Genomic DNA, 21439 nt, shown 5'->3' on the forward strand with positions numbered 1-21439 from the left:
ATGAAATCCATCTTCGCTCGTTCCCTGGTTGCTGTTGCTGCCTGCGCCGCTGTTGCTCCCGCCTTCGCTGGCGACTTCATGGTGCGTGCTCGCGCCCTGCAACTGGATCCCGCTAACGAAGCCACCGGCACTGTGGAAGCCATCGGCACGACCGTCAGCTCCAAGATCATCTGGGAAATCGACGCTTCGTACTTCTTCACGCCCAACTTCGCTGTGGAAGTGATCGCCACGACGCCTCAAAAGCACACCGTGAATTCTGACGCGCTGGGCAATCTGGGTACCCTGCGTCACCTGCCTCCTACCGTGACGGCTCAGTACCACTTTGCGCCTGACAACGCATCGGTGCGTCCTTATGTGGGTCTGGGTCTGAACTACACCCATTTCTCCGCTGTGAACTTGGATGGCGGTGCACTGACCGTTGACAAGCATAGCTGGGGTCTGGCTTATCAAATCGGTGCTGACTTCCCCATCACCAAGAACATCTCTCTGAACGTCGACTTCAAGAAGATCGACATCTCGACCGATGTGAAGGTTGCTGCCTCTGGCGCCAAGCTGGGCAAGGTCAAGGTTGACCCCACCCTGTTCGGTATCGGTATCGGCTACCGCTTCTGATCCTTGGGATCAGCCGGGGTGTCGGCCCCGGCAGCATGAGACTTCTCGTTTTGAAGCCTCCCTTCGCAGGGAGGCTTTTTTTATGCGCGAGACGCCGGTTCTGCGCACCAGTACGCCACGCGATAGCTCACCGTGATGCCTTGGGGAAACTGGCGCAACACCCGGCCCAAGGGGGCGGGCTGGTGCCCGGGGCGCGGCGTGCCGGCGCCAATGCCCTTGATGGCCCGCACGAAGTCCTTGGCGTCGTCATAGCGTTCGTACAGGGTGTCGAATTCGACGTGGGCCTGTAACGCGGTGGCGAGTTCGCGCAAGGCGCCCTCGCTCACGAAGGGGCGTACCCCGTCGGCGAGTCCCAGCTGGGCATGTGCGTCCTTCCATTCCTGGAAGGTGCCGTCCACCAGCGTGGCCACAGCGACCCGCGCCCCTTGTGCGTGCAAGCGTCGCAGGGTGGCGGGCGTGTCCTCGAACCACTGGAACACGAGACTGGAGGCCACCAGATCGAAGCCGGTGGCGTCCAGCTGCTCGCCGTCAGCCGCTTCGAACTGCACGCGGAGGCGGTCTGCTAGGGACAGAAGGTTCTGGCAGGTGGCCACCATGCTGGGCGCCAGATCGGTGGCGAGCAATTGAGCCTGTGGGTAGGTCGCCAACAGGTGTCGGGTCAGGTTCCCAGTGCCGCAGCCAATTTCCAGGATGCGATGTGCCTCGGGCCAGTGGCGCTGTATGCGCAGGGTCAATGCCGCTGCTGCCTCGCGCTGCATGCGCGCATGCTGGTCGTAGGCCGGGGCCGCTTGGGCAAAACTGTGCTGAATCCGGTGCTTGTCCATGGGTCAGCACCACGCTTGCACGAAGGTGCGAATGTGCTGGGCACATGCGTCCGCATGCACATGCCCCAAGGCGTGCCCACCGTGCTCGTGCCAGATCAACTGAGCGTGAGGTTGGTGCGCAAAGCATTGCTCGGACAGCGCTGGGGACACGATGACATCGTCGCGGGCCGCCAGGGCCAGGGTGGGGCAAGGCCGTGCCGAGAACGCTTCCGTGACGTCCAGGCTCAACAGGCTGGCAAGGTCGGCGCGCAGGGATGTGAGGTTCAGGGCCTGATCGGGCACGGGGGCCAGATGCCCCAGACCGCAGCGCTGCAAAAAGTCACTCAACACGGCATGCGGTGCCGTGTCCAGCACTTTGAGCATGCGCTCGACCATGCGGGGCGCTTGCCCCGCCTCGCCCGCTTGGCGGGCACAAAAATGCGTGCAACCGCACAGGCTGACGGTGCCAGCCCAGGTGGGCGCGGGCGCCGAGTCGGGCGCAGGGCACAAACCCTGCCAGCCATGAGCCCATCCGCGCGAGTGCCCGATCAGCACCCAGTGCTCGGCCTGAGACCAGTCGATGGGGGGGGCGGTGTCACCAAAGTACCCCGCCTCGGTCACCGCCTGTGGCAGGTCCGACAAGGCGGCTCGCAAAGGCTGCCAGAAGCGGTGGCTCAGACCCCAGCCATGACAGAACACCAGCCCCACGCTCATACGTCACGCAGCGCCTCGATCAAGGCGTCGATCTGCTCGGGTGTGTGGTGCGACCCGAAGGCCATGCGCAGGCGCGCCGTGTTGGGCGGCACGGTGGGGGGGCGCACCGCCGACACATTGATGCCTCGCGCTTGCAGCTTGTCGCGGGCCTGCAAGGTGCGGCGTTCGTCGCCCAGGATCACGGGCACGATGTGTGTGGTCGACAGGCCGGTGTCCAGCCCCATGGCGTGCAGGCGCGTGCGCACTTCGGCGGCCATGGTTTGCAGGCGCTGACGTTCGGCATCCAGCGCGGGCAACAAGGTCCAGGCCTTGTGCATGGCGGCCACCACCATGGGGGACAAGGCTGTGGAGTAGATGAAGCCCGTGCAGGTGTTGATGAGGTAGTCTTTCACCACCTGCTTGCAGGCGATGTAGGCACCCGATCCCCCCAAGGCCTTACTGAAGGTGCCCATGGCCACATCCACCCGGCCGCCCTGGTCGGCGGTCAGGCCGTACCCTCGCTCACCCAGCACGCCGGTGGCATGGGCCTCATCGAGGTAGAGCATGGCTTGATGGCCTTGGGCCAGAGACACCAGGCCGGCCACGTCGATGCAGTCGCCATCCATGCCAAACACCGATTCGGCGACGATGAACTTGGGCTGATCGCTGTGGGCATGCTTGTCCAGCAGCTCCGCCAGATGGGTCAGGTCGGCATGTCGAAAGCGGATCTGCCGCACCTCGGCGACTTTGAACGCATGGTGCAGGCTGGCGTGATTGAGCCGGTCGGTGAACACCAGCGGCTCGGCCCCCAGCACCTTGGCGTTGATCAGAGCGGCCAGTACCGTGGCATTGGTCTGGTAGCCAGAGCCCAGAATCAGTGCGCTTTCCGCGTGCTTGTCTTGGGCGATGCGGGCCTCGAAGGCCTCATACAGGTCCAGATTGCCCGACAGCAGGCGTGAGCCCGTGGCACCCGTGCCATATTGCGCGACCGCGTCGCGTGCGGCCGCCAGCACCTCCGGGTGGCGCGACAGCCCGAGGTAGTCGTTGCTGGAAAAGTCGGCCAGCCACTGACCAGAGGGGGGCGGGAGCCGGCGCTGAAGGCCTCGTGCCGCCAGGTCGGCCACATGGTCTGCGTAGGAGGAAAGAAAAGCCGTCATGCCAGAAGGGCGCCACCGTCAAAACCGAGGTCGAGGCATTCTACGCGCCCCGTCATCCCCAGATCTGTGAGGGGGTCACCACCGCCATCAGTCGGATGTCATGGGCTTGCGGGGCCAGGGCGTCGCGCGTCAGCAAGCCTTCATCCCAAGCCAGACCAATGGCCGTGACGCCAGGATGGTCCGCCAGAAAGCGATCGAAATAGCCACCGCCGTAGCCCAGCCGGTAGCCCTCGCCCGTGAAGCCGACGCAGGGCACCAGGACCACATCCGGGACGACAGGCTTGCCTTCTGTGCTGGGGATGCCGCAGGCATCGACGACCGTGGGGTCCTCGCCGGACCAGGGTCGAAAGTGCATGGCCACCGGCGTTTTCTCGGCATAGGGCAGCGCCAGGCGCGATCCCCACGCAGACTGGGCTGTCCGTGCAGCGTCCCTTGGGTTAAATTCCCCCTTCATGGGCCAGTACAGCCCCAGACAGTCCGGTTCCAGTTGTGCCAGGACCTCGGCCAGGCGCTTGTCCAAAGCGGCTTGTGCGGCCGGGGCTGCGGGGCCCTGGGCCCAGGTCTGTCGGGCACTCAGCAGGCGTTGTCGCAGTTCGGCGCGCGGTGAGGTGGGGGGCGTAGTGGTCATCACAGAGGCAAGACAATTGATTTTCAAAGACAAGTATGCCGTCCGCCGCGCCCGTCGCGTGTGGGCGGCCACATTGGCGGGGGCGCTGCTTTGCTTCGCTCAGCCCGGACAGGCGCAATGGGCCGATGGCGATGCCACGGTGGTGGCTGCCAAAGACGCCGCACGCACCCGTGACCGTGCGCGCCTGCTTGCCGCCCGGGATGCCCTGATCGCTGCGCAGCATCCCCTGGCCCCGTGGGCCGATTACTGGTACTTCCAGATCCGTCAGGTCGAGTTGAGCCCGGCCGAGGTGGACGAGTTCCTCGCCCGTTGGCCCGACAGCTATGTGGCCGACCGGGCCCGCAACGACTGGTTGCTGGAACTGGGCCGGCGTCAGAACTGGAGCGCCTTCCTGCGCGTGCAGCCTGGCTTTCGCATGAACGATGACCGCGAGGTCGCGTGCTACGGCTTGTTGGCTCGCCAGCAAATGGGAGCGTGGGCCGGGTCGGCTGGCGACCAGCGTGAGCAGGCGCGTGCAGCCTGGTTTGCCCAAAAAGATGGCGACAACGGCTGTGACGCCATGGCCAAAACCTTGCTCAGTGCCGGCATCCTGAAGACCGATGACGTGTGGCGTAAGCTGCGTCTCGCGGTTGAGTCAGACAAGCCCAAGGCCGTGCAGCAGGCTGCGCGCTTGCTGGGTGACCCGGTGGCCCAGGCGGTGGCACGCCTGATGAGCCAGCCACAAGCTTTTCTGACCGGCGGCGATGCGGCGCAAGGCGGTGGCACCAGCGTGGCCAGCCGTTCACCCGGCGCGTCCATGGGCCCAGTCAAGGACAGCAAAGCCAAGCGGCAGGCGGCCAACAAGGCAGGCAAAGCCAAGCCCAGCCTGATGCTCTTGCCCATCGAAACGCCGCCCGAGGCGAAGGGGCCGTTGAACGTGCTGGCCTTCATCCGTTGGGCTGGCTCAGACCCGCAGGGGGCTGCGCAAGCCATCGGCGACCCGAGCATTCGCACCCGTTGGGGCTGGCGTTCGGAAGAAGCGGCCTGGGCGTGGGCGCAACTGGGCCGCTCGGCGGCCTGGCGCCTGCAACCCGATGCCGCGAGTTATTACGAGCGTGCCCTGACCGACCGGGCCTTGGCCGCAGCCGCCGGCGAATTGCGCCTGGGCGCAGCACGCGGGGATCTGGGCTGGTCCAATGACACGCTGGCCTGGATGGCCCGTGTGGGTCTGCGCGGTGCGGTGACGGGCACGCCTGCTCGATGGGCGTTGGTCGAACAAGCGCTGGAGGCCATGCCGGCCGACATGCAGCAGGACGCCACCTGGCAATACTGGCGCGCCAAGATGCTGCAAGCCCGCGGCGGCGAAGCCAACCGCCAGCACGCCCGCGAGTGGCTGGCCAAGGCCGCCCACCCCTTGACCTTCTATGGGCAGTTGGCAGCCGAAGAGTTGCAGGGCGCTCCGGCCAAGACGCCGGCTCGCCCCCCGGCGCTGACCGAGTCGGACCTGGCACAAGCCCGTGCGCTGCCGGGCGTTGACCGTGCTTTGCGCCTGCTCGACCTGGGCTGGCGGACCGAGGCGGTCAAGGAGTGGAACTACACGCTGAGCTACGGCAAGCCCGGTGGGCTGAGCGACCGTGAACTGCGAGCCATTGCCGAAGAGGCGTGCCGCCGTGAAATTTGGGACCGTTGCATCAACTCCAGCGACAAAACCCGGCAGGAAGTCGACCTGTCGCAGCGCTACCCCACACCGTTCCGTGAGGACGTGCTGCGTGCGGCGCAAGACGTGGGGCTGGATCCCGCCTACATGTATGGCCTGATCCGTCAGGAGTCCCGCTTCATCGTCTCGGCCCGCTCGAATGTCGGGGCTTCCGGGCTGATGCAGGTGATGCCGGCCACGGCGGCCTGGACCGCACGCAAGCTGGGCATTGACTATCACCCGGGGCTGATCACGGATCGTTTGACCAATCTGCGCATTGGCGCGGGCTACCTCAAGCTGGTCCTGGACGATCTGCAGGGCAGTCAGGCCATGGCGGCGGCGGCCTACAACGCAGGCCCCAGCCGCCCCCGTCGCTGGCGCGAGGGTATGCGCATGGATGCCGCCGTGTGGGTGGAAAACATTCCGTTTTCGGAAACCCGGGACTACGTGAAAAAGGTGCTGGCCAATGCCACGGTGTACGCCGCAGTCTTGCACGGCACACCGCTGTCGGTGCGCAACCGCTTGGGCGCGACCATCGGGCCTCGGGCCGACAGTGCTCCGCCCCCCGAGATGGACCTGCCCTGATCAGCAGCGACCCAAAGCAAAAGGCCACCGTCGTCAGACCGTGGCCTTTTTTTGTTTGCGCGCCAGACTGGCGCCTGCCATCAGGCGGCGGTCAGCAGGGCGGCGGTGTCGAACACGCTGCTCATGGGGGGCAGGTTCATGACCATGGGCTGGGGCGCATTCTTCGAGACCTTGACCGGCTTGGCGTTCGGGTCGTTTTGGGCCACATCGGCCTTGTCCCAGTTGCCGGCCGATTCCTTGCCCGACAGCGACATGGAATAGAACACGCGGAAGGGCACCTTGCGCTCGCCCCAGAAATCGGCGGCGTCGCGGAAGGCGTCGAGCAGTTGCTCGCGGGTTTCACGGTCGCAGGCCGGGTCGCCCGGAATCAGTTCCAGCACAACGACGAAGCCCGGCTGAGGACCCGACTTGTGAACCAGGTCGGTCATGCAGTCGTAGAGGGCGTCGAGGTTCTTGCCGAAATGATCGGGGAACAGGAAGTCACGGGCGATGATGTCCAGCACGTCCTGTTTGTCCTTGGCTTCACCCAAGTTGGTGTACAGGAAATGCTGGCCAGATGCATTGGCCGCCTGTTGCAAGTCTTCCGGGCGGAATGCTCGGATGGATTGAACGATGTTGGGTCGAACGGATTGCAACAACATGATCGCTAGGGACCCTCGGTACATCAAGCGGGTGCTTGCTGCCCGGTCGGGCTCAAAAGGAGGTCAAAGAACAAAGAACGAAAGGACAACTGAAGGCGTTAACGCCGGGGATCAATTTGCTGAAAACTGCTGTAGTGATCCTGGGTGTAGTAACAAGTTTCAGGTTCGCTCAAAACTTTTCCACCACAGACGATGCGCCGCGCACCGCGGTCACGTTCACCTGGGGTTGGAACGGTGTATTCACGGTAGAAGCCACGGGGCTGTCTGGGCAGTTGACGCTCCCGATTGCCAAACACGCTGCCATCCTTGTCATAACGGAACGGGCCACCCGCCAGAATGCGGCGGTGCGTTTCGCGTGCCTGCGCGGGCAGACCAGACAAAGGGACGACATCGGTCGAGGCAACCGTGGTGTAGTCAACCGGGTTGTTGCGACGTGCCTGTGCCTCGAAAGGCAGACAGGTGACCGCCACGCCCAGAAACAATCCCGCCAGGAAAGCCGCCGACCGCCTGGGTGAGCCTGATTTGGTCCGGCCTGACCCGATTGAGGTGGAATCCCTGTTGGAGATCTGATACAGCACAGCAGCTCTTCGTGAAAGCCGTGATGCTATAGAAATTACCTAAAAAGCTCAAGGCCCCGGCCCGCTGAAATGCGGTAAACCGGGGCCTTTTTCTGAGGGCTTGACGGCGTGTGCTATAAGCCCACGCACTTTTCAAGTGAGCGCTTAACGGCCGGCGTTGGCATCGGCCACGGTCATGGCCGTCATGTTGACGATGCGGCGCACGGTGGCCGACGGCGTGAGGATGCACACCGGCTTGGCCGCACCCAGCAAGACCGGGCCCAGGGCAATGTTGTTGCCCGCCGCGACCTTGAGCAGGTTGTAGGCGATGTTGGCAGCGTCCACATTCGGGCAGACCAGCAGGTTGGCTTCGCCGGTGAGGGTGCTGCGGGGCATCAGTTGCTGGCGATAGGGTTCGTCCAGCGCCGTGTCACCGTGCATCTCACCATCAATTTCCAGCCAGGGTGCTTGCTGCTGGATCAGGGCCAGTGCCTCGCGCATCTTGATGGCCGATGGCTGGTTGCTCGATCCGAAGTTCGAGTGCGACAGCAGGGCCGCCTTGGGACGCTGACCAAAGCGCAGCATTTCCTCGGCCGCCATGATCGTGATCTCGGCGAGCTGCTCGGCCGTGGGGTCGTAGTTGATGTGCGTGTCGAGGATGTTGACCGTGCGACCTGGCAGGATCAGACCGGTCATGGCCGCGTAGGTCTTGACACCCTCGCGCTTGCCAATCACCTGGTCGATGTACTGCAGGTGCATGTTGGTCTGGCCCCAGGTCCCGCAAATCAGACCGTCTACCTCGCACTTGTGCAGCAGCATGGAGCTGATCAGCGTCAGGCGACGGCGCATTTCGATCTTGGCCATCTGCTCGGTCACGCCCTTGCGCTCGGTGAGCTGGTGGTAGGTCTGCCAGTACTCGCGGTAGCGGGGATCGTTTTCGGTGCTGACGATGTCGTAGTCGATGCCGGCGCGCAGACGCAGGCCGAACTTTTCGATGCGCTGGGTGATGACCTCGGCACGGCCGACCAGCGTGGGGCGGGCGATGTTTTCATCGACCACGATCTGGGCGGCACGCAGCACGCCTTCGTTTTCACCCTCGGCGTAGGCAATGCGCTTGTTTTTGGCGCGCTTGGCCACGCTGAAGATGGGCTTCATCGTGTGGCCCGAGGCGTAGACGAAGCTTTGCAGCTTCTCGCCATAGGCCACGTAGTCGGTGATCGGGCGCAGGGCCACGCCGGAGTCGGCGGCCGCCTTGGCCACCGCCGGCGCGATCTTGATCATCAGGCGGGGGTCAAAGGGCTTGGGAATCAGGTATTCGGGGCCAAAGCTCAGGTTGGCGCCCACGTAGGCGGCCGCCACGACGTCACTTTGCTCAGCCTGCGCCAGCTCGGCAATCGCGTAAACGGCGGCAATCTCCATCTCATCGGTGATGGTGGTCGCGCCCGAGTCCAGTGCCCCGCGGAAGATGTAGGGGAAGCACAGGACGTTGTTGACCTGGTTGGGGAAGTCCGAGCGACCGGTGGCCATGATGGCGTCGTCGCGCACGGCCTTGACCTCGTCTGGCAGGATCTCGGGCGTGGGGTTGGCCAGCGCAAAGATGATCGGGTTGGCCGCCATCTTGGCGACCATGTCGGCTTTCAGCACGCCGCCGGCGCTCAGGCCCAGGAAAATGTCGGCGCCTTCGATGACCTCGCTGAGTTTGCGTTGGTCAGTCTTTTGCGCGAAGAAGGCCTTGTCGGGGTCCATCAGTTCGGTGCGGCCTTCGTAGACCACGCCGGCGAGGTCGGTCACCCAGATGTTTTCACGGGGCACACCCAGCTTGACCAGCAGGCCCAGGCAGGCGAGGGCGGCCGCACCGGCGCCGGAGGTCACCAGCTTGGCGGTCTTGATGTCCTTGCCCACCACCTTCAAGGCGTTGAGCAGGGCGGCGCCCACCACGATGGCGGTCCCGTGCTGGTCATCGTGGAAGACAGGAATCTTCATGCGCTCGCGCAGCTTGCGCTCGACGTAGAAGCAGTCGGGGGCCTTGATGTCTTCGAGGTTGATGCCACCGAAGGTGGGCTCCAGCGAGGCGATGATCTCGACCAGCTTGTCCGGATCTTTCTCGTCGATCTCGATGTCGAACACATCGATGTCAGAGAACTTCTTGAACAGGACGGCCTTGCCCTCCATCACGGGCTTGGCCGCCAGGGGGCCAATGTTGCCCAGGCCCAGCACGGCGGTGCCGTTGGTGATCACGGCGACCAGGTTGCCGCGGCTGGTGTATTTGAAGGCGGCAGTCGGGTTTTCGACGATTTCTTCGCAGGGGGCGGCCACGCCGGGCGAGTAGGCCAGCGCCAGATCGCGCTGGTTGGTCAGCTGTTTGGTGGCGGTGATGGCGAGCTTGCCGGGGGTAGGGCGCTCATGGTATTCCAGCGCCGCCTTTTTGAGTTCAGCGCGTTTTTGTTCGGGTGTTGTCATCTTTGTTGGGCCTTTGTGAGGCTTTTGGATACCGACGGACCTCGATTTTAGGAACTTCGCGCGGCACCTGCTCGGTGCGTGACGCAATCCGTTACGACTGGGAGGGTTCCGACTCGGTCAAGGTTTCAATGATCGCCTGCAGCAAGACGGGTGCTGTCACAGGTTTGTGCAGCATCCGCAGGCCGGCTGCGTGGGCTTGTTGCAATCGATCCTGGGCCACGTCGCCACTGATGAGCAAGGCGGGTAATCCGGGGTGTTGGATGCGGAGTTGTTGGATGGCTTGCAGGCCACTGTCGTCACCGCGAAGCCGGAAATCGGCCAGCACGATGTCTGGTGGGGTGGCGCTGGCCATCTGCAACGCAGCTTCCGTGCCATCGGCGAGCAGGGGTGTGCAGCCCATGGTGCGCAGCAGCGTTTGCATGGCCAGCCGAATGTCGGCTTCGTCATCCACGACCAGCACGTTCAACTCAGGTAAGGCCGAGGGCAGCGCGGGTTCGTGGTGCATGCGTGGCAAGCGCGCCTCGTCGCCCGCGGGCAGCGAGAGCACGACCCGGGTGCCCAGGCCGGGCTCTGACCACAATTCCATGTCGATGTGCAGCAGCGAGCACAGGCGTTTGACGATCGACAGGCCCAACCCCAGCCCTTTGCGTTGATCCCGCTCGGGGTTGCTGACCTGAAAGAACTCCTCGAAGACATGCTGTTGCATGGCATGCGGGATGCCGCAGCCTTCGTCCTTGATGGCCATGACCACCCGGTCGCCCTGTCGCTGCGTGGTTACGGTGATGGTGCCGTGCTGGCTGTATTTGAAGGCGTTGTCCAGCAGGTTGCGAATCACACGACCTAGCAGCAACTTGTCACTGTCGATGCACAGGCTGTCGTCGCATTGAACCGTGAACGTCAGCCCACGGCTGTCTGCCTCGGCCGCGTATTCCTGCGTCATGGGGCGCAGGACCTCGCTCAGCCGCAACACTTGCCGGCGTGCCTCCACAATCCCCGCATCGAGTTTGGACAGATCCAGCAAGCCGGAGAGTTGCTCACCCAGATTGCGGATGGTGCGATCCATGTGTTGAGCGATCTCGCGGGCCGAGGTTGGTAGCTCGGGGCTTTGCTGCAGGGCCGCGCTGAACAGGGTCAGCGTGTGCAGGGGTTGCCGGAGGTCGTGACTGGCCGATGCCAGGAAACGTGTCTTGGCCGCATTGGCTTCCTCAGCCGTTTGCAAGGCACCACGCAGTTGCTCATTGAGCTGCATCTGGGCGTTGCGCATGGCCACCGACTCGGACAGGGAGCGGTATTGGTCGCGTGCCAACCCGCTTTGCACGATCAGGAACGCCAGGCACAGGAAGGACATGGTCGCGTCAATCCACCAAACCGCGCCGGCATGAGGCGACAGCGCCCAACTGAGCGTCAAGCCCAGCATCACAGGGTAGGCAAAGGCGTTGTAGATGCGTGGATGCCCGTTGGTGGTGCCGATGGCGCCCGCGGTGATCCCGGACAGCAGAATGGACACGATGGCGCGCTGCAAGTCGGTCATCGTGTAAAAAAACAGCACGGCAGAGCCCTGCGCCACACCGTTGATGCCGCTGAGCCAGATGGCAGTGCGCATGCGTGCGGCATGGCTCATGGCGCGGGATGGCAGGCCGGGCAGCACGGACCGCCTCACGATCTGCATGCCAATGACGGCGGCGGTCCAGATCAGCAAGGCCGCATGCGGCACCTGATGCCAGGTGATGGCCAGCACGAAAATGGCCGCCAACCCCACAGGCCAAGGCACCTTGTGCGCCTGACGCGCGATCAACGCCAGGACCTCGACTTCCGCATTCAGCGGCACCGGACGTGTCGGCGCCTGAAATCGCGTGGGTTCGGGCGGTGTGGCTGCGGTCATGGGCTTCACAGCGTGGTGCGTTCAGGCCCTAAAGCGCCAAACAGATTCAATTCGTGCGCACGGTACATGGCCTGCGCTCGATTCTGTACGCCCAGCACCTGGTAAACCGCCCACAAATGGGCCTTGATCGTGCCCTCCGCCAAGCCGAGGTCGGCGGCGATGACCTTGTTGGGCTTGCCTTGGAGCAAGCCGCGCAACACGGCCCGTTGCCGCTCACTGAGCGGCTCAATGGGCGAGCTAGGCGGCGGCGGGGTATCGGCGGGCCTGACCAGCATGGCTTCGGGCGGCAGGTAGACCCCGTGCGCCAACACCAATTGCAAGGCCTGGATGGTCACATTGACATCGGTGCGCTTGGGGATATAGCCCGAGGCGCCTTGCTGGATGGCAGAACGGATCGTGACGGGTGACTCGTCGCCGGAAATGATGACCACGGCAGCGGACTCGTAATGCGCCTTCATGCGCAGCAAGCCATCCAGCCCCTCGGTGCCTGGCAGATGCAAGTCCATCAGCACCAGATCAAAACGATCCGGGGCATGTGTCAAGGCGTCGTCGATGGATGACGTCTGCGTCAGGCATGCCTGAGGTGCCAGCCGCTTCAGCAGGCTGCACAGACCCTCACGAAACAACGGGTGATCATCAACGATCAGGACGCGCAGGCTGGGATTCATGCCGACATGTTAGCGACCGTTCGGTGACGAGGTAAACCATCGTTTAAGGGAATTGGGGCCTTGGTTGATTGCATTCACGGCCATTTCGCACAAAAATCAGCCTTCCTATCATCAAAGGCAGCTGCTCAGGGTCTCTGTCGCCCGTGCGTCGTGTGACGCACGGGCGATTTTCTTTACGGCGCCACGTGGGATGACGGCTTGAGTTGGGTCAAGTCAGCTCCTGAAACAACGCTAATCCCTTCTTTTGGGGGGGGGTGTCATTTTGTAACGTTCTGATAACTTGGAGGCACCTACACCCATTGCACACAGGAGAGTTCTCGTGGCTATCAAGAGCGGTAACAACAAAGGCGACTCTGGTAACAATCAGTTCAAGCAGCCGCACGTTCGCGGTCGGCAAGACAAGTTGCTTGATGCTGCGACCGAAGGTGTAGAGGAATCGTTGGATCTCGCATCGGCCACAGCAAGTCAGCCGCAGGAGAATTTGGGCGAGACTTGGCAGATGGCGCAAGCCACAGCGGGAAGCGCTCCTGATGTGTCGGCAGAAATCGTGAGTGGTGCTGGTGCTGGTGCTGGTGCTGGTGCTGGTGCTGGTGCTGGTGCTGGTGCATCGTTTGCCGCGTCGATTCCGACGTGGGCATGGGTTGCGGGAGGGGCTGGAGCCGTTGGCTTGGCTGCGTCGGGCGGTGGCGGAGGGTCCTCGACGCCGGCGCCCACCACAACAGCCATCACCAGTAATGGCGGGGCATCATCGGCGCATGTGTCGCTGGCTGAAAACACGACATTCGTCACGACGGTCACAGGGAAGGCCGATGCTGGTGAAACGCTGACGTACAGCATCGTGGGTGGCGCTGACGCCGGCAAGTTTGCGATCAATTCGTCCACGGGTGTATTGGCCTTGAAGGTCGCGCCAGACCAGGAGGCACCTGCAGATGTGGGGCTTGATAACGTCTATGACGTGGTGGTGCAAGTCAGTGATGGATCCACGACGGCGACGCAGGCGATTGCCGTTTCTGTCACAGGCGTTAACGAATTTGACCCAGTGGTGACCAGCAATGGAGGGGGGAGCAGTGGCGCTGTGTCTGTGAAAGAAAACAGCACTGTCGTGACCACCGTGACGGCCACCGATTTGGATCATGATGCCGCCTTGACTTTCAGTATTGCCGGGGGCGCTGATGCCGCGAAGTTCGTCATCAATGCAACCACTGGCGCGTTGTCGTTCGCTGCGGCGCCAAATTTCGAGGTGCCAACGGACACTGGTGCGAACAATGTGTACGACGTGATCGTGCAGGTGAGTGACGGGGCCAAAACAGATACCCAACAACTGGCCGTGACGGTGTCCGATGTGACGGGGACGACTTTCGTTTCTGGGGCTGCCGTTTCCGTCGCAGAAAATACGATGGCGGTGATGTCTGTGTCAGCTGTGTCGGACACTGGTTCCGTCACCTATAGCATCACAGGCGGGGCCGATCAAAGCCTGTTCAACATTGATTCCGCGACAGGCCGGTTAACCTTCAAGGCCGCGCCGGATTACGAGGTGCCTACAGACAGTGGCGCCAACAATCAGTATGACGTGACGGTGCAGGCGACAGACGGCACCACAGCAGTGACGCAAGCAATTGCCATCACGGTGGAGGGAGTCAGTGAATTTGCGCCCACTATCACGTCCAATGACGGCGGTGCGACGGCTGCGCTGCAGGTGACCGAGAACGCCACTGCGGTCACGACAATCACGGCGACCGATGCGGACCGCGGCACAACATTGAGTTACAGCATTGTGGGTGGTGATGACGCCACCCTGTTCTCCATCAACCCAGAGACGGGCGTTTTGGCATTCGTTGGTGCGCCAGATCGTGAGTCGCCTGCGGACGTGGGGGCGAACAACGTCTACGACGTGGTGGTGCAGGTGAGCGATGGCGAGCGGACGGACACGCAGGCTTTGGCGGTGACGGTTTCGGATGCCAACGACAACAGCCCCGTAATCAGCAGCAATGGCGGTGGTGCCTCCGCTGCCGTGTCGGTGGCAGAGGGTAGTTCGGCGGTCACAACCGTGACAGCGACCGATGCGGACCAAAGCACAGCCTTTGTCTACAGCATCTCGGGTGGGGCAGATAAGGCCAAGTTCACCATTGATGCGTCGACCGGTGCATTGTCGTTCATCAATGCGCCCGATTATGAAAACAAGCAGGACAGCGGCAGCGACAACGTCTATGACGTTCAGGTGAGTGTCAGTGACGGCGTGCATGCCGACGTGCAAGACGTAGCGGTCACGGTCACGGCGGTGAATGACAATGCCCCCGTTATTTCCTCCAACGGTGGTGCGGCAACTGCGGCGGTGTCGGTGAATGAAAATGCCACCACTGTCACAACAGTGAGTGCCGCAGATGCGGACGTTGGTATCGGCAGCGGCCCGTTGACCTTCAGCATTGCGGGTGGGAACGATGCAGGCAAGTTCAGCATCGATGGCAATACCGGGGTGCTGACCTTCAAGGCAGCGCCTAACTACGAGTTGCCGACGGACGTTGGTGTTAACAACGTGTACGACGTTGTGGTGCAGGTGAGTGATGGCGCCCGGAGCGACACACAAGCCATCGCGGTCTCGGTTGTCAACGTGAACGACAACGCCCCGTTGATCACGAGCAATGGAGGTGGGTCAAGTGCTGCACTGCAACTGACAGAGGGTGTCACCGCTGTAACCACGGTGGCTGCAACCGATGCAGACGGCTCCAGTTTGACCTACAGCATTTCGGGCGGTGCTGATTCGAGCAAGTTCTCGATCAACGCCAGCACAGGTGCCTTGATCTTTAATGCTGCGCCTGACTACGAGGTGCCGACAGACGCTGGAACAGATCGCGTCTACGATGTACAGGTTCAGGTGAGCGACGGTGTCGCCACGGATACGCAGTCTCTCGCCATCACCATTTTGGCGGCCAACGACAACACGCCCCAGATCACATCTAATTCGGGGGGGGATACGGCGTCGGTCCACATCAACGAAAACACCAAGGCTGTGACCACGGTGACGGCTACCGATGCAGATGTGGGGGTGGGCAGTAGCCTGACTTACAGCATTGCAGGAGGGGCCGACCAAGCCAAGTTCACGATCAATGCATCGACGGGGGCGTTGTCCTTTGTGAGCGCGCCCAATTATGAGGCGCCGACAGACATTGGGTCCAACAATGTGTACGACGTGGTCGTCCAGGTGAGTGATGGCATCCACACGGATTCGCAGACGCTTGCGGTAACGGTGGACGATGTTGGTGCTTTGGCGTTTACCTCGGCCGCGAGTTTTGGTGTGAATGAGAATGTGACCAGTGTGGGTGTCGTTGCAGCTGGATCAGAAAATCCTGTGACCTACAGCATTGTGGGCGGGGCCGATGCGGCGAAGTTCAGCATCGATGCATCGTCCGGAGCCTTGTCGTTTAAGAATGCCCCGGATTACGAGGCGCCGACGGACAACGGCCCTGACAATGTGTACAACGTGACCGTGCGAGCCAACGATGGCAGTGTCACGTTGGACCAAGCGATCTCCGTGACCGTGGCGCCGGTGAACGATCTTGCGCCGGTGATCACCAGCAACGGCGGCGGGACGTCGGCGAGTGTGACGGTGGATGAAAACGCGACGACGGTCACCACGGTGACGGCGACGGATGCGGACACGGGCGCCGGCACAACGTTGGCCTACAGCATTGTGGGCGGTGTTGACCGGGAGATGTTCAGCATTGATGCATCGTCCGGAGCCTTGTCGTTTAAGAATGCCCCGGATTACGAGGTGCCGACAGACAGCGGCCCTGACAATGTGTACAACGTGACCGTGCAGGTCAGCGATGGGGTGCACGCCGATACGCAAGCGATTGCGGTGACGGTGGCTGGTACCAATGACAACACACCAAGCATTTCGAGCAATGGCGGCGCCAGTACGGCATCGGTGAGTGTTGAGGAGAACACGACGGCGGTCACCACCGTGACGGCCACCGATGCGGACGTGGGGACTGGCAGTGCTTTGACCTACAGCATTGCAGGAGGGGCCGACCAAGCGAAGTTCACGATCAATGCGTCGACGGGGGCGTTGTCGTTTGTGAGCGCACCGAATTACGAGGCGCCGACGGACAACGGGACGGACAATCAGTACGACGTGATCGTGCAGGTCAGCGATGGTGTAAACATCGATACGCAAGCGATTGCGGTGACGGTGACCGATGTGGGGGCCTTGGCGTTCACCTCGGGCAGCACCTTCAGCGCGGCCGAGAACAGCCAGGGCGCCGGGACTGTGGTGGCCGTGTCTGAGACGGCCGTTACCTACAGCATCACAGGTGGCGTCGATGCAGGCTTGTTTGACATTGATCCGTCGAGCGGTGCGTTGACGTTCAAGTCGGCACCCAATTACGAAGCCCCCACAGACGACGGCACGAACAATGGATACAACATCACGGTCAGTGCCAACGATGGCGTGACGACCATCGCGCAAGCCGTGACGGTGAATGTGACGCCGGTCAATGAATTTGCGCCTGTCTTTACGTCATCGGCGACGTTCAGCCTGGATGAGAATTCGAAGGTCGTGGGTACTGTCACCACAACCGATGCGGACCGCCCGGTTCAGACGATCAGTTACGGGCTGTCTGGAACGGATGCCAGTTTGTTCACGATCAGTGGTTCCGGCGATTTGTCATTCAAGGTCGCGCCCGACTACGAGTCTCCGCAAGATGCGGGTCATGACAATACCTATGATCTGATCGTCACAGCCAGCGATGGAGCAGGTCTGTCGACGCAACAATCCGTTCAAGTCGCAGTGAACAATGTGATCGATGTTCCACCTGCTATCAACGGGTTGAATATTCCTGGTGGCGCATACTCGGCTGGTGAACAAATTCAAGTGTCCGTGTCATTTGATCAGTCTGTGACTGTGGACACAACGGGCGGTGTGCCACGTGTAGCGCTTTTGATCGGAACCGATACGAAGTACGCGACATATCTCTACACATCCGGGCAGCAACTGATTTTTGGCTACACCCCTGAAAGCGGCCTATTGGATGCGGATGGCATCACGGTACCGTCCAATAGTTTGCAATTGAATGGGGGGGCTATCACAGGCTCCAGCGGGCTGTCTGCAAGTCTCGTGTACACATCCACGACGACCTTTAATGCCGCGACCGTTGACAGTGTTGCCCCATCTATTACGGGCGCCCAGTTCGACGCCGGCACGAATACGATCACACTGACGTTCGACGAAACCATGACGGCCCCGATTGGTAACAGCGTCAGTGGGATGTCGATTGAGGTGAATCCGACCCTGCAAAGTTGGGGAAATTCGAATGCGTTCACCGCCGCGAACAGCGGTAGTTCGACCCTCACTTTCAATTTGACGGGTCAAACATTGGCTGCCAACGACATTGTGCGTATTCGTTTGAATGGGGGCTATGGCACCTTAACGGATGTTGCGGGCAATCATGCTGCTGCAGAAATTTTCATCTCGGGCTCACAGAGTCAGTCTGGGACTGTGACGGTGGATTTGGATGGATACGGCACCTACTTGCCGGTCGTGATGTACGGCAATGCAGGGGCGGACGTGTTGACCGCGACGCAACAAAATGACAAGCTGATTGACGGCGGCGGGGCTGATACGCTCAAAGGCCGTGATGGTTCCGATGTGATTGTGCTGGTGGAGGGCTCATCAGGTGGGCCATCTTACTCACGAGACACCATTGTGATTGACGCGGTGGGAGACAGCACGATCAATGCGTGGGACATCATCAAGCCGGGAACCGGTGGTGGCGGGTTTGATGCCAAGTCAACCACGGTTGCCAATCACGACATCCTGGCTTTGCCATCGCAGGTCATCGCAGCCAACGCCAGCCATGTGGATGGCACAGATGTCGGGTCATTTGCCAAGCACAGCATTGCCAGTGGGATTTTGACGTTTGAGAGCAGCACCGGCACCGCGATCACGGTGAATGCGGCCAACGTGCACGATGCGGTGTCCTATCTGTCGGCCAACATTCGACATGCAGGCGATACCGTTGGTTTTGCGTATGACTCCAATTCGGATGGCACGGCCGACAGCTTGTTGATTTTCCAAGATACGGGCGTGAGTGCAGTGTCGGGGCAAGACGTTGCGGATACCTTGGTGGCCTTGGGCCAGGTGACAGGTGTCACGCTGGGAACCAGCGCAGGTGCCAACGTTGTTCAACTGGCAGACGCAGGGATGCCTGAGCCCACTGGGTACGCCTTTGCCGGCAGCACGTTCACGTTCTCCTTTGCGGAAAGTGTCACCGCGACGAGTAGCTTGGGAATCCATCTCTATCAAGATGGACAAGGAAGCGATTTGAAGTCGGGTGTGAGTGGGTCTGGTACCGCCACGTTGACGTTGTCGATGAGTCAGTCGGTTGCCGCTGACCACTGGGTGTTGATGACCTTTGATGGTACTGACGCGACCACGGGTATTTCGGATGCAGTCGGACATACGCTGACTTACGATCCCGCTGACACGTGGGGTGGTGCGGCCTTGGGTGGCAGCGGTAACAACACGATTGACCTGAGTGCCCTGAGTGCGAGCAACGATTACGACTTGGAAGGTCGTGCAGGGAATGACACCTTGATCGGCCACGCTGGGTCAGACTGGATCGTCGGGGGGGCTGGTGCTGATCTGATGCAAGGTGGTGCCGGGTACGATGAGTTCGAGACCTTTCAAGGCGACGGGGTTGCCAGCACAGGCATGACTCTGGGGTCGAATGGCATTTTGGACAGTGGTGACACGTTCACCTTTGCGAACGGTGTCGATCGCATCGTCGATTTGGGGACGAGTGAAAGCTTCAGTATTCGCGGGCCCGAGGGCAGCAACATCGCTTGCCAGTACATGGGCAGCTCGGCCCCCACCAATGGCTTGGCAACGGACCAGGGCTTCTTCGCGGTGCAGGGTACTTACAACACCACCACGAAGGTCTTTACCGTCAATGCGACAACTGGGACAGACACGCTCGTCATGTACGACGGCGACGCCAGCAGCGGGGTCGCGCAGCACGGCCTGGTGTTGAGTGATGTGACGCTGTCTCAGCTGTATCTCAATGCCAATGGGATCTGGCATTCGCACGTTTGAGGTTTTGTCCGTTTCTCAAGCAATGAGCAACCGTCCGCATTTGCGGACGGTTCTTTTTTGAATGCAGATGAAGTGTTTTATGGGGAACCGTTACGTGAGGTGGACCCAGTCCTTTGTGGTGTGCGTGTTGGGGTGTGGCGTGATGCACGCTGCATTTGCGCAGTCTGCTTGGCAGATTGACCAGATCCTCCAACGGACCTATGCCTCTCATCCGTTGATGCAAGAAAAGCGCGCCAATTTGTCCGCAGCACAAGCCGACAGGCAAGGAGCGAAGTGGCAGCGCTTTCCGACGCCATCGGCCGAGGTGACGAGCACGGGGCATGGCACCGGTTCGGTTCGATTGGATCAACCCTTGTGGGCGGGTGGTCGAATTGACGGACAAATCGCCGCGTCAGAGGCGCGCGAATTGGCTGCCGCTGCAGCGGTGGAAGAAGCGGCACAAGAGTTGGCACTCAAGGTGGTGGCAGCTGTGGTCGAGGCTGATCGCCAACAAAGTCGGCAACGCTTCGCCGAAGCGGGGATGAAAGAGCATGAAAAGCTCTACGCCATGATTGAGCGACGGGTTGCACAAGAAGTCAGCTCGACGGCTGATCAGCGTTTGGCCGCGTCGCGGTTGTTTTCATCTCGAAACGATGTGTCGGTCATGGCACAAGCCCGTCAAAATGCATTGCTGCAACTGAATCAATTGGCGGGTGAATCGGTGCAAAGTGTGGGGCCTGTTGACGCTTTCACGCAGCAGCCTCCTGTCGATGCCCAGTTGTTGGTGTCCGACGCGCTGGCGAATTCCCCTACGCTGAATCGCCTGCGGCACGAGGAGGCTGCCGCAGAGGCGGATGTGGCGGTGAAGCGTTCAGCATGGTGGCCTCAGGTGAGCTTTCGTTTGCAACATGCGCGTGCCAATCAAATCACGGATAACTCGGGTATGTTGGTGTTGCAGGCGCAGCCTGGTGCTGGTTGGTCCACATCTGCTAGCGTGGACATGGCATGGGCGCGTCGAGATGCAATCCGCGAATCTCGCATGGCGGCCGAGCGGTCGCTACGAGAACGAGTGATGCAGCAATGGAACGATTGGGTGGCCGCCGGCAGTCGACTGTCGAACGCCGAGGCATCGATGGCCATGTCGTCCGACGTTGCGCAGTCTTACGCACGACAATACACGGCAGGTCGAAAAAGTTGGATCGATGTCTTGAATGCCGTGCGTGAAGCGACTCAATCTGAGTTGGCGGTCATGGATGTGAAAGCCCAGATTAGTAGCGCGGTGTTGAGCTTGCAAGTGCTGACGGGCCAGTGGCGTTTGGCACGTTTGTTGGACGCATCTGGTATGCAGACGGGCGGGATGCCCCAACCATGAATCTTTGGGTATGAAGCATTTGATGACCCGTGCAGCCCAGTTGGTGGGTCAGCACGTTGACATGGCCCGTTTCGATGATGCATCGGCGGGCGGGGCTGTTGTGCAAGGGCGTGCCCAATTCGTCGAGCATTGGCAGAGGTTGGGGCTCGACGGTTTGCCGAAGCAGGGCATGGCCTTGTCACCGGAGTGGTTGCCTGCGGTGGCGTGGCTTACGGAGGGTGCGCCTGTTTTGCTAAAGGGCCGAGCTGCAGATGGGCTGTGGATGGCCGAGACGTGCGATGGCCTTGAGCAAGTGGTGGCTGAGGCCAGCATTCAGGAGTGGGTAAGTCTGCCCCATCGGAGTGCCCATCGAGAGTCCTGCCAGCCATCGGCGTTTGAACGAATCCAGCATGTGCTGCGTCAGCACCGGCGTATCTTCTTGGAAGCAGGCGTTGCGACCGCCGTATGCAACTTGCTGACCCTCGGCACGTCGTTGTTCAGCATGCAAGTGTATGACCCCCGAGTTCGACACCAAAATGCCGATTTCGCGTTTTTGGTGAAGCCGCTTCCATGTGAATCAACGACTTATGCACATTTTTGCGGAAGTTTTGTAGTGGCAACTGCATGAATGCTTTGTAGTGGCGCAATTGGGGTGTTG

The 21439-nt window shown here is 61.4% G+C and carries 13 protein-coding genes and 1 pseudogene; 5 read left to right on the forward strand and 9 right to left on the reverse strand.

Annotation, left to right across the window (positions count from 1 at the left end):
• The gene (locus ACMV18_RS14335; protein WP_420818396.1) at window positions 1-612 is read left to right on the forward strand and encodes an OmpW/AlkL family protein; all 612 of its coding nucleotides are present in this window, start codon (window positions 1-3) and stop codon (window positions 610-612) included.
• An 80-nt stretch (window positions 613-692) separates the two neighbouring features.
• Here the strand turns inward: ACMV18_RS14335 and ACMV18_RS14340 are convergent, their stop codons facing one another.
• Genes ACMV18_RS14340 through ACMV18_RS14355 form a run of 4 tightly spaced genes read right to left on the reverse strand, consistent with a single transcriptional unit; the run spans window position 693 to window position 3893 of the window.
• Complete coding sequence (locus ACMV18_RS14340) at window positions 693-1436, reverse strand: methyltransferase (protein ID WP_420818397.1); 744 nt, start codon at window positions 1434-1436, stop codon at window positions 693-695.
• A gap of 3 nt (window positions 1437-1439) precedes the next feature.
• Window positions 1440-2129, reverse strand: a complete 690-nt coding sequence (locus ACMV18_RS14345) for an alpha/beta fold hydrolase (RefSeq protein WP_420818398.1) — start codon at window positions 2127-2129, stop codon at window positions 1440-1442.
• Window positions 2126-3265, reverse strand: coding sequence for an aminotransferase class I/II-fold pyridoxal phosphate-dependent enzyme (locus ACMV18_RS14350; RefSeq protein ID WP_420818399.1), 1140 nt, complete (start codon window positions 3263-3265; stop codon window positions 2126-2128). The genes ACMV18_RS14345 and ACMV18_RS14350 overlap by 4 nt, the downstream gene beginning before the upstream one ends.
• 52 nt (window positions 3266-3317) lie before the next feature.
• Window positions 3318-3893, reverse strand: coding sequence for a 5-formyltetrahydrofolate cyclo-ligase (locus ACMV18_RS14355; RefSeq protein WP_420818400.1), 576 nt, complete (start codon window positions 3891-3893; stop codon window positions 3318-3320).
• A 16-nt stretch (window positions 3894-3909) separates the two neighbouring features.
• Between ACMV18_RS14355 and ACMV18_RS14360 the strand changes: the two genes are divergently transcribed.
• The gene (locus ACMV18_RS14360; protein ID WP_420818401.1) at window positions 3910-6153 is read left to right on the forward strand and encodes a transglycosylase SLT domain-containing protein; all 2244 of its coding nucleotides are present in this window, start codon (window positions 3910-3912) and stop codon (window positions 6151-6153) included.
• Between the two features lie 254 nt (window positions 6154-6407).
• Here ACMV18_RS14360 and ACMV18_RS14365 read toward each other — a convergent pair.
• From ACMV18_RS14365 to ACMV18_RS14385, 5 genes and pseudogenes are all read right to left on the reverse strand, one after another.
• Window positions 6408-6794: pseudogene (locus tag ACMV18_RS14365) on the reverse strand (barstar family protein); the annotation flags it as partial.
• A gap of 98 nt (window positions 6795-6892) precedes the next feature.
• Window positions 6893-7270 (reverse strand): ribonuclease domain-containing protein, encoded by a 378-nt coding sequence (locus tag ACMV18_RS14370; RefSeq protein WP_374257991.1) that lies wholly within the window; start codon window positions 7268-7270, stop codon window positions 6893-6895.
• A gap of 246 nt (window positions 7271-7516) precedes the next feature.
• On the reverse strand, window positions 7517-9811 hold the full coding sequence (locus ACMV18_RS14375) for an NADP-dependent malic enzyme (protein WP_420818402.1): 2295 nt from the start codon (window positions 9809-9811) through the stop codon (window positions 7517-7519).
• A 91-nt stretch (window positions 9812-9902) separates the two neighbouring features.
• Window positions 9903-11693, reverse strand: a complete 1791-nt coding sequence (locus tag ACMV18_RS14380; protein ID WP_420818403.1) for a hybrid sensor histidine kinase/response regulator — start codon at window positions 11691-11693, stop codon at window positions 9903-9905.
• Window positions 11694-11698: 5 nt separating this feature from the next.
• Window positions 11699-12361 (reverse strand): response regulator, encoded by a 663-nt coding sequence (locus ACMV18_RS14385; protein WP_420818404.1) that lies wholly within the window; start codon window positions 12359-12361, stop codon window positions 11699-11701.
• Window positions 12362-12680: 319 nt separating this feature from the next.
• Here ACMV18_RS14385 and ACMV18_RS14390 point away from each other — a divergent pair, with 319 nt between their 5' ends.
• The 3 genes from ACMV18_RS14390 (at window position 12681) to ACMV18_RS14400 (ending at window position 21409) form a co-directional block, all read left to right on the forward strand.
• Window positions 12681-19451 (forward strand): cadherin domain-containing protein, encoded by a 6771-nt coding sequence (locus tag ACMV18_RS14390; RefSeq protein ID WP_420818405.1) that lies wholly within the window; start codon window positions 12681-12683, stop codon window positions 19449-19451.
• A gap of 79 nt (window positions 19452-19530) precedes the next feature.
• Window positions 19531-20802, forward strand: coding sequence for a TolC family protein (locus tag ACMV18_RS14395; RefSeq protein ID WP_420818406.1), 1272 nt, complete (start codon window positions 19531-19533; stop codon window positions 20800-20802).
• A 61-nt stretch (window positions 20803-20863) separates the two neighbouring features.
• Window positions 20864-21409 carry a hypothetical protein gene (locus tag ACMV18_RS14400; protein WP_420818407.1) on the forward strand — a complete coding sequence of 182 codons (546 nt, stop codon included), beginning with the start codon at window positions 20864-20866 and terminating at the stop codon, window positions 21407-21409.
• The last annotated feature ends 30 nt before the right edge of the window (window positions 21410-21439 follow it).

Origin of the sequence: Aquabacterium sp., from assembly GCF_048860245.1 — a bacterium.
In the GTDB taxonomy this organism is placed as follows: domain Bacteria; phylum Pseudomonadota; class Gammaproteobacteria; order Burkholderiales; family Burkholderiaceae_C; genus Aquabacterium.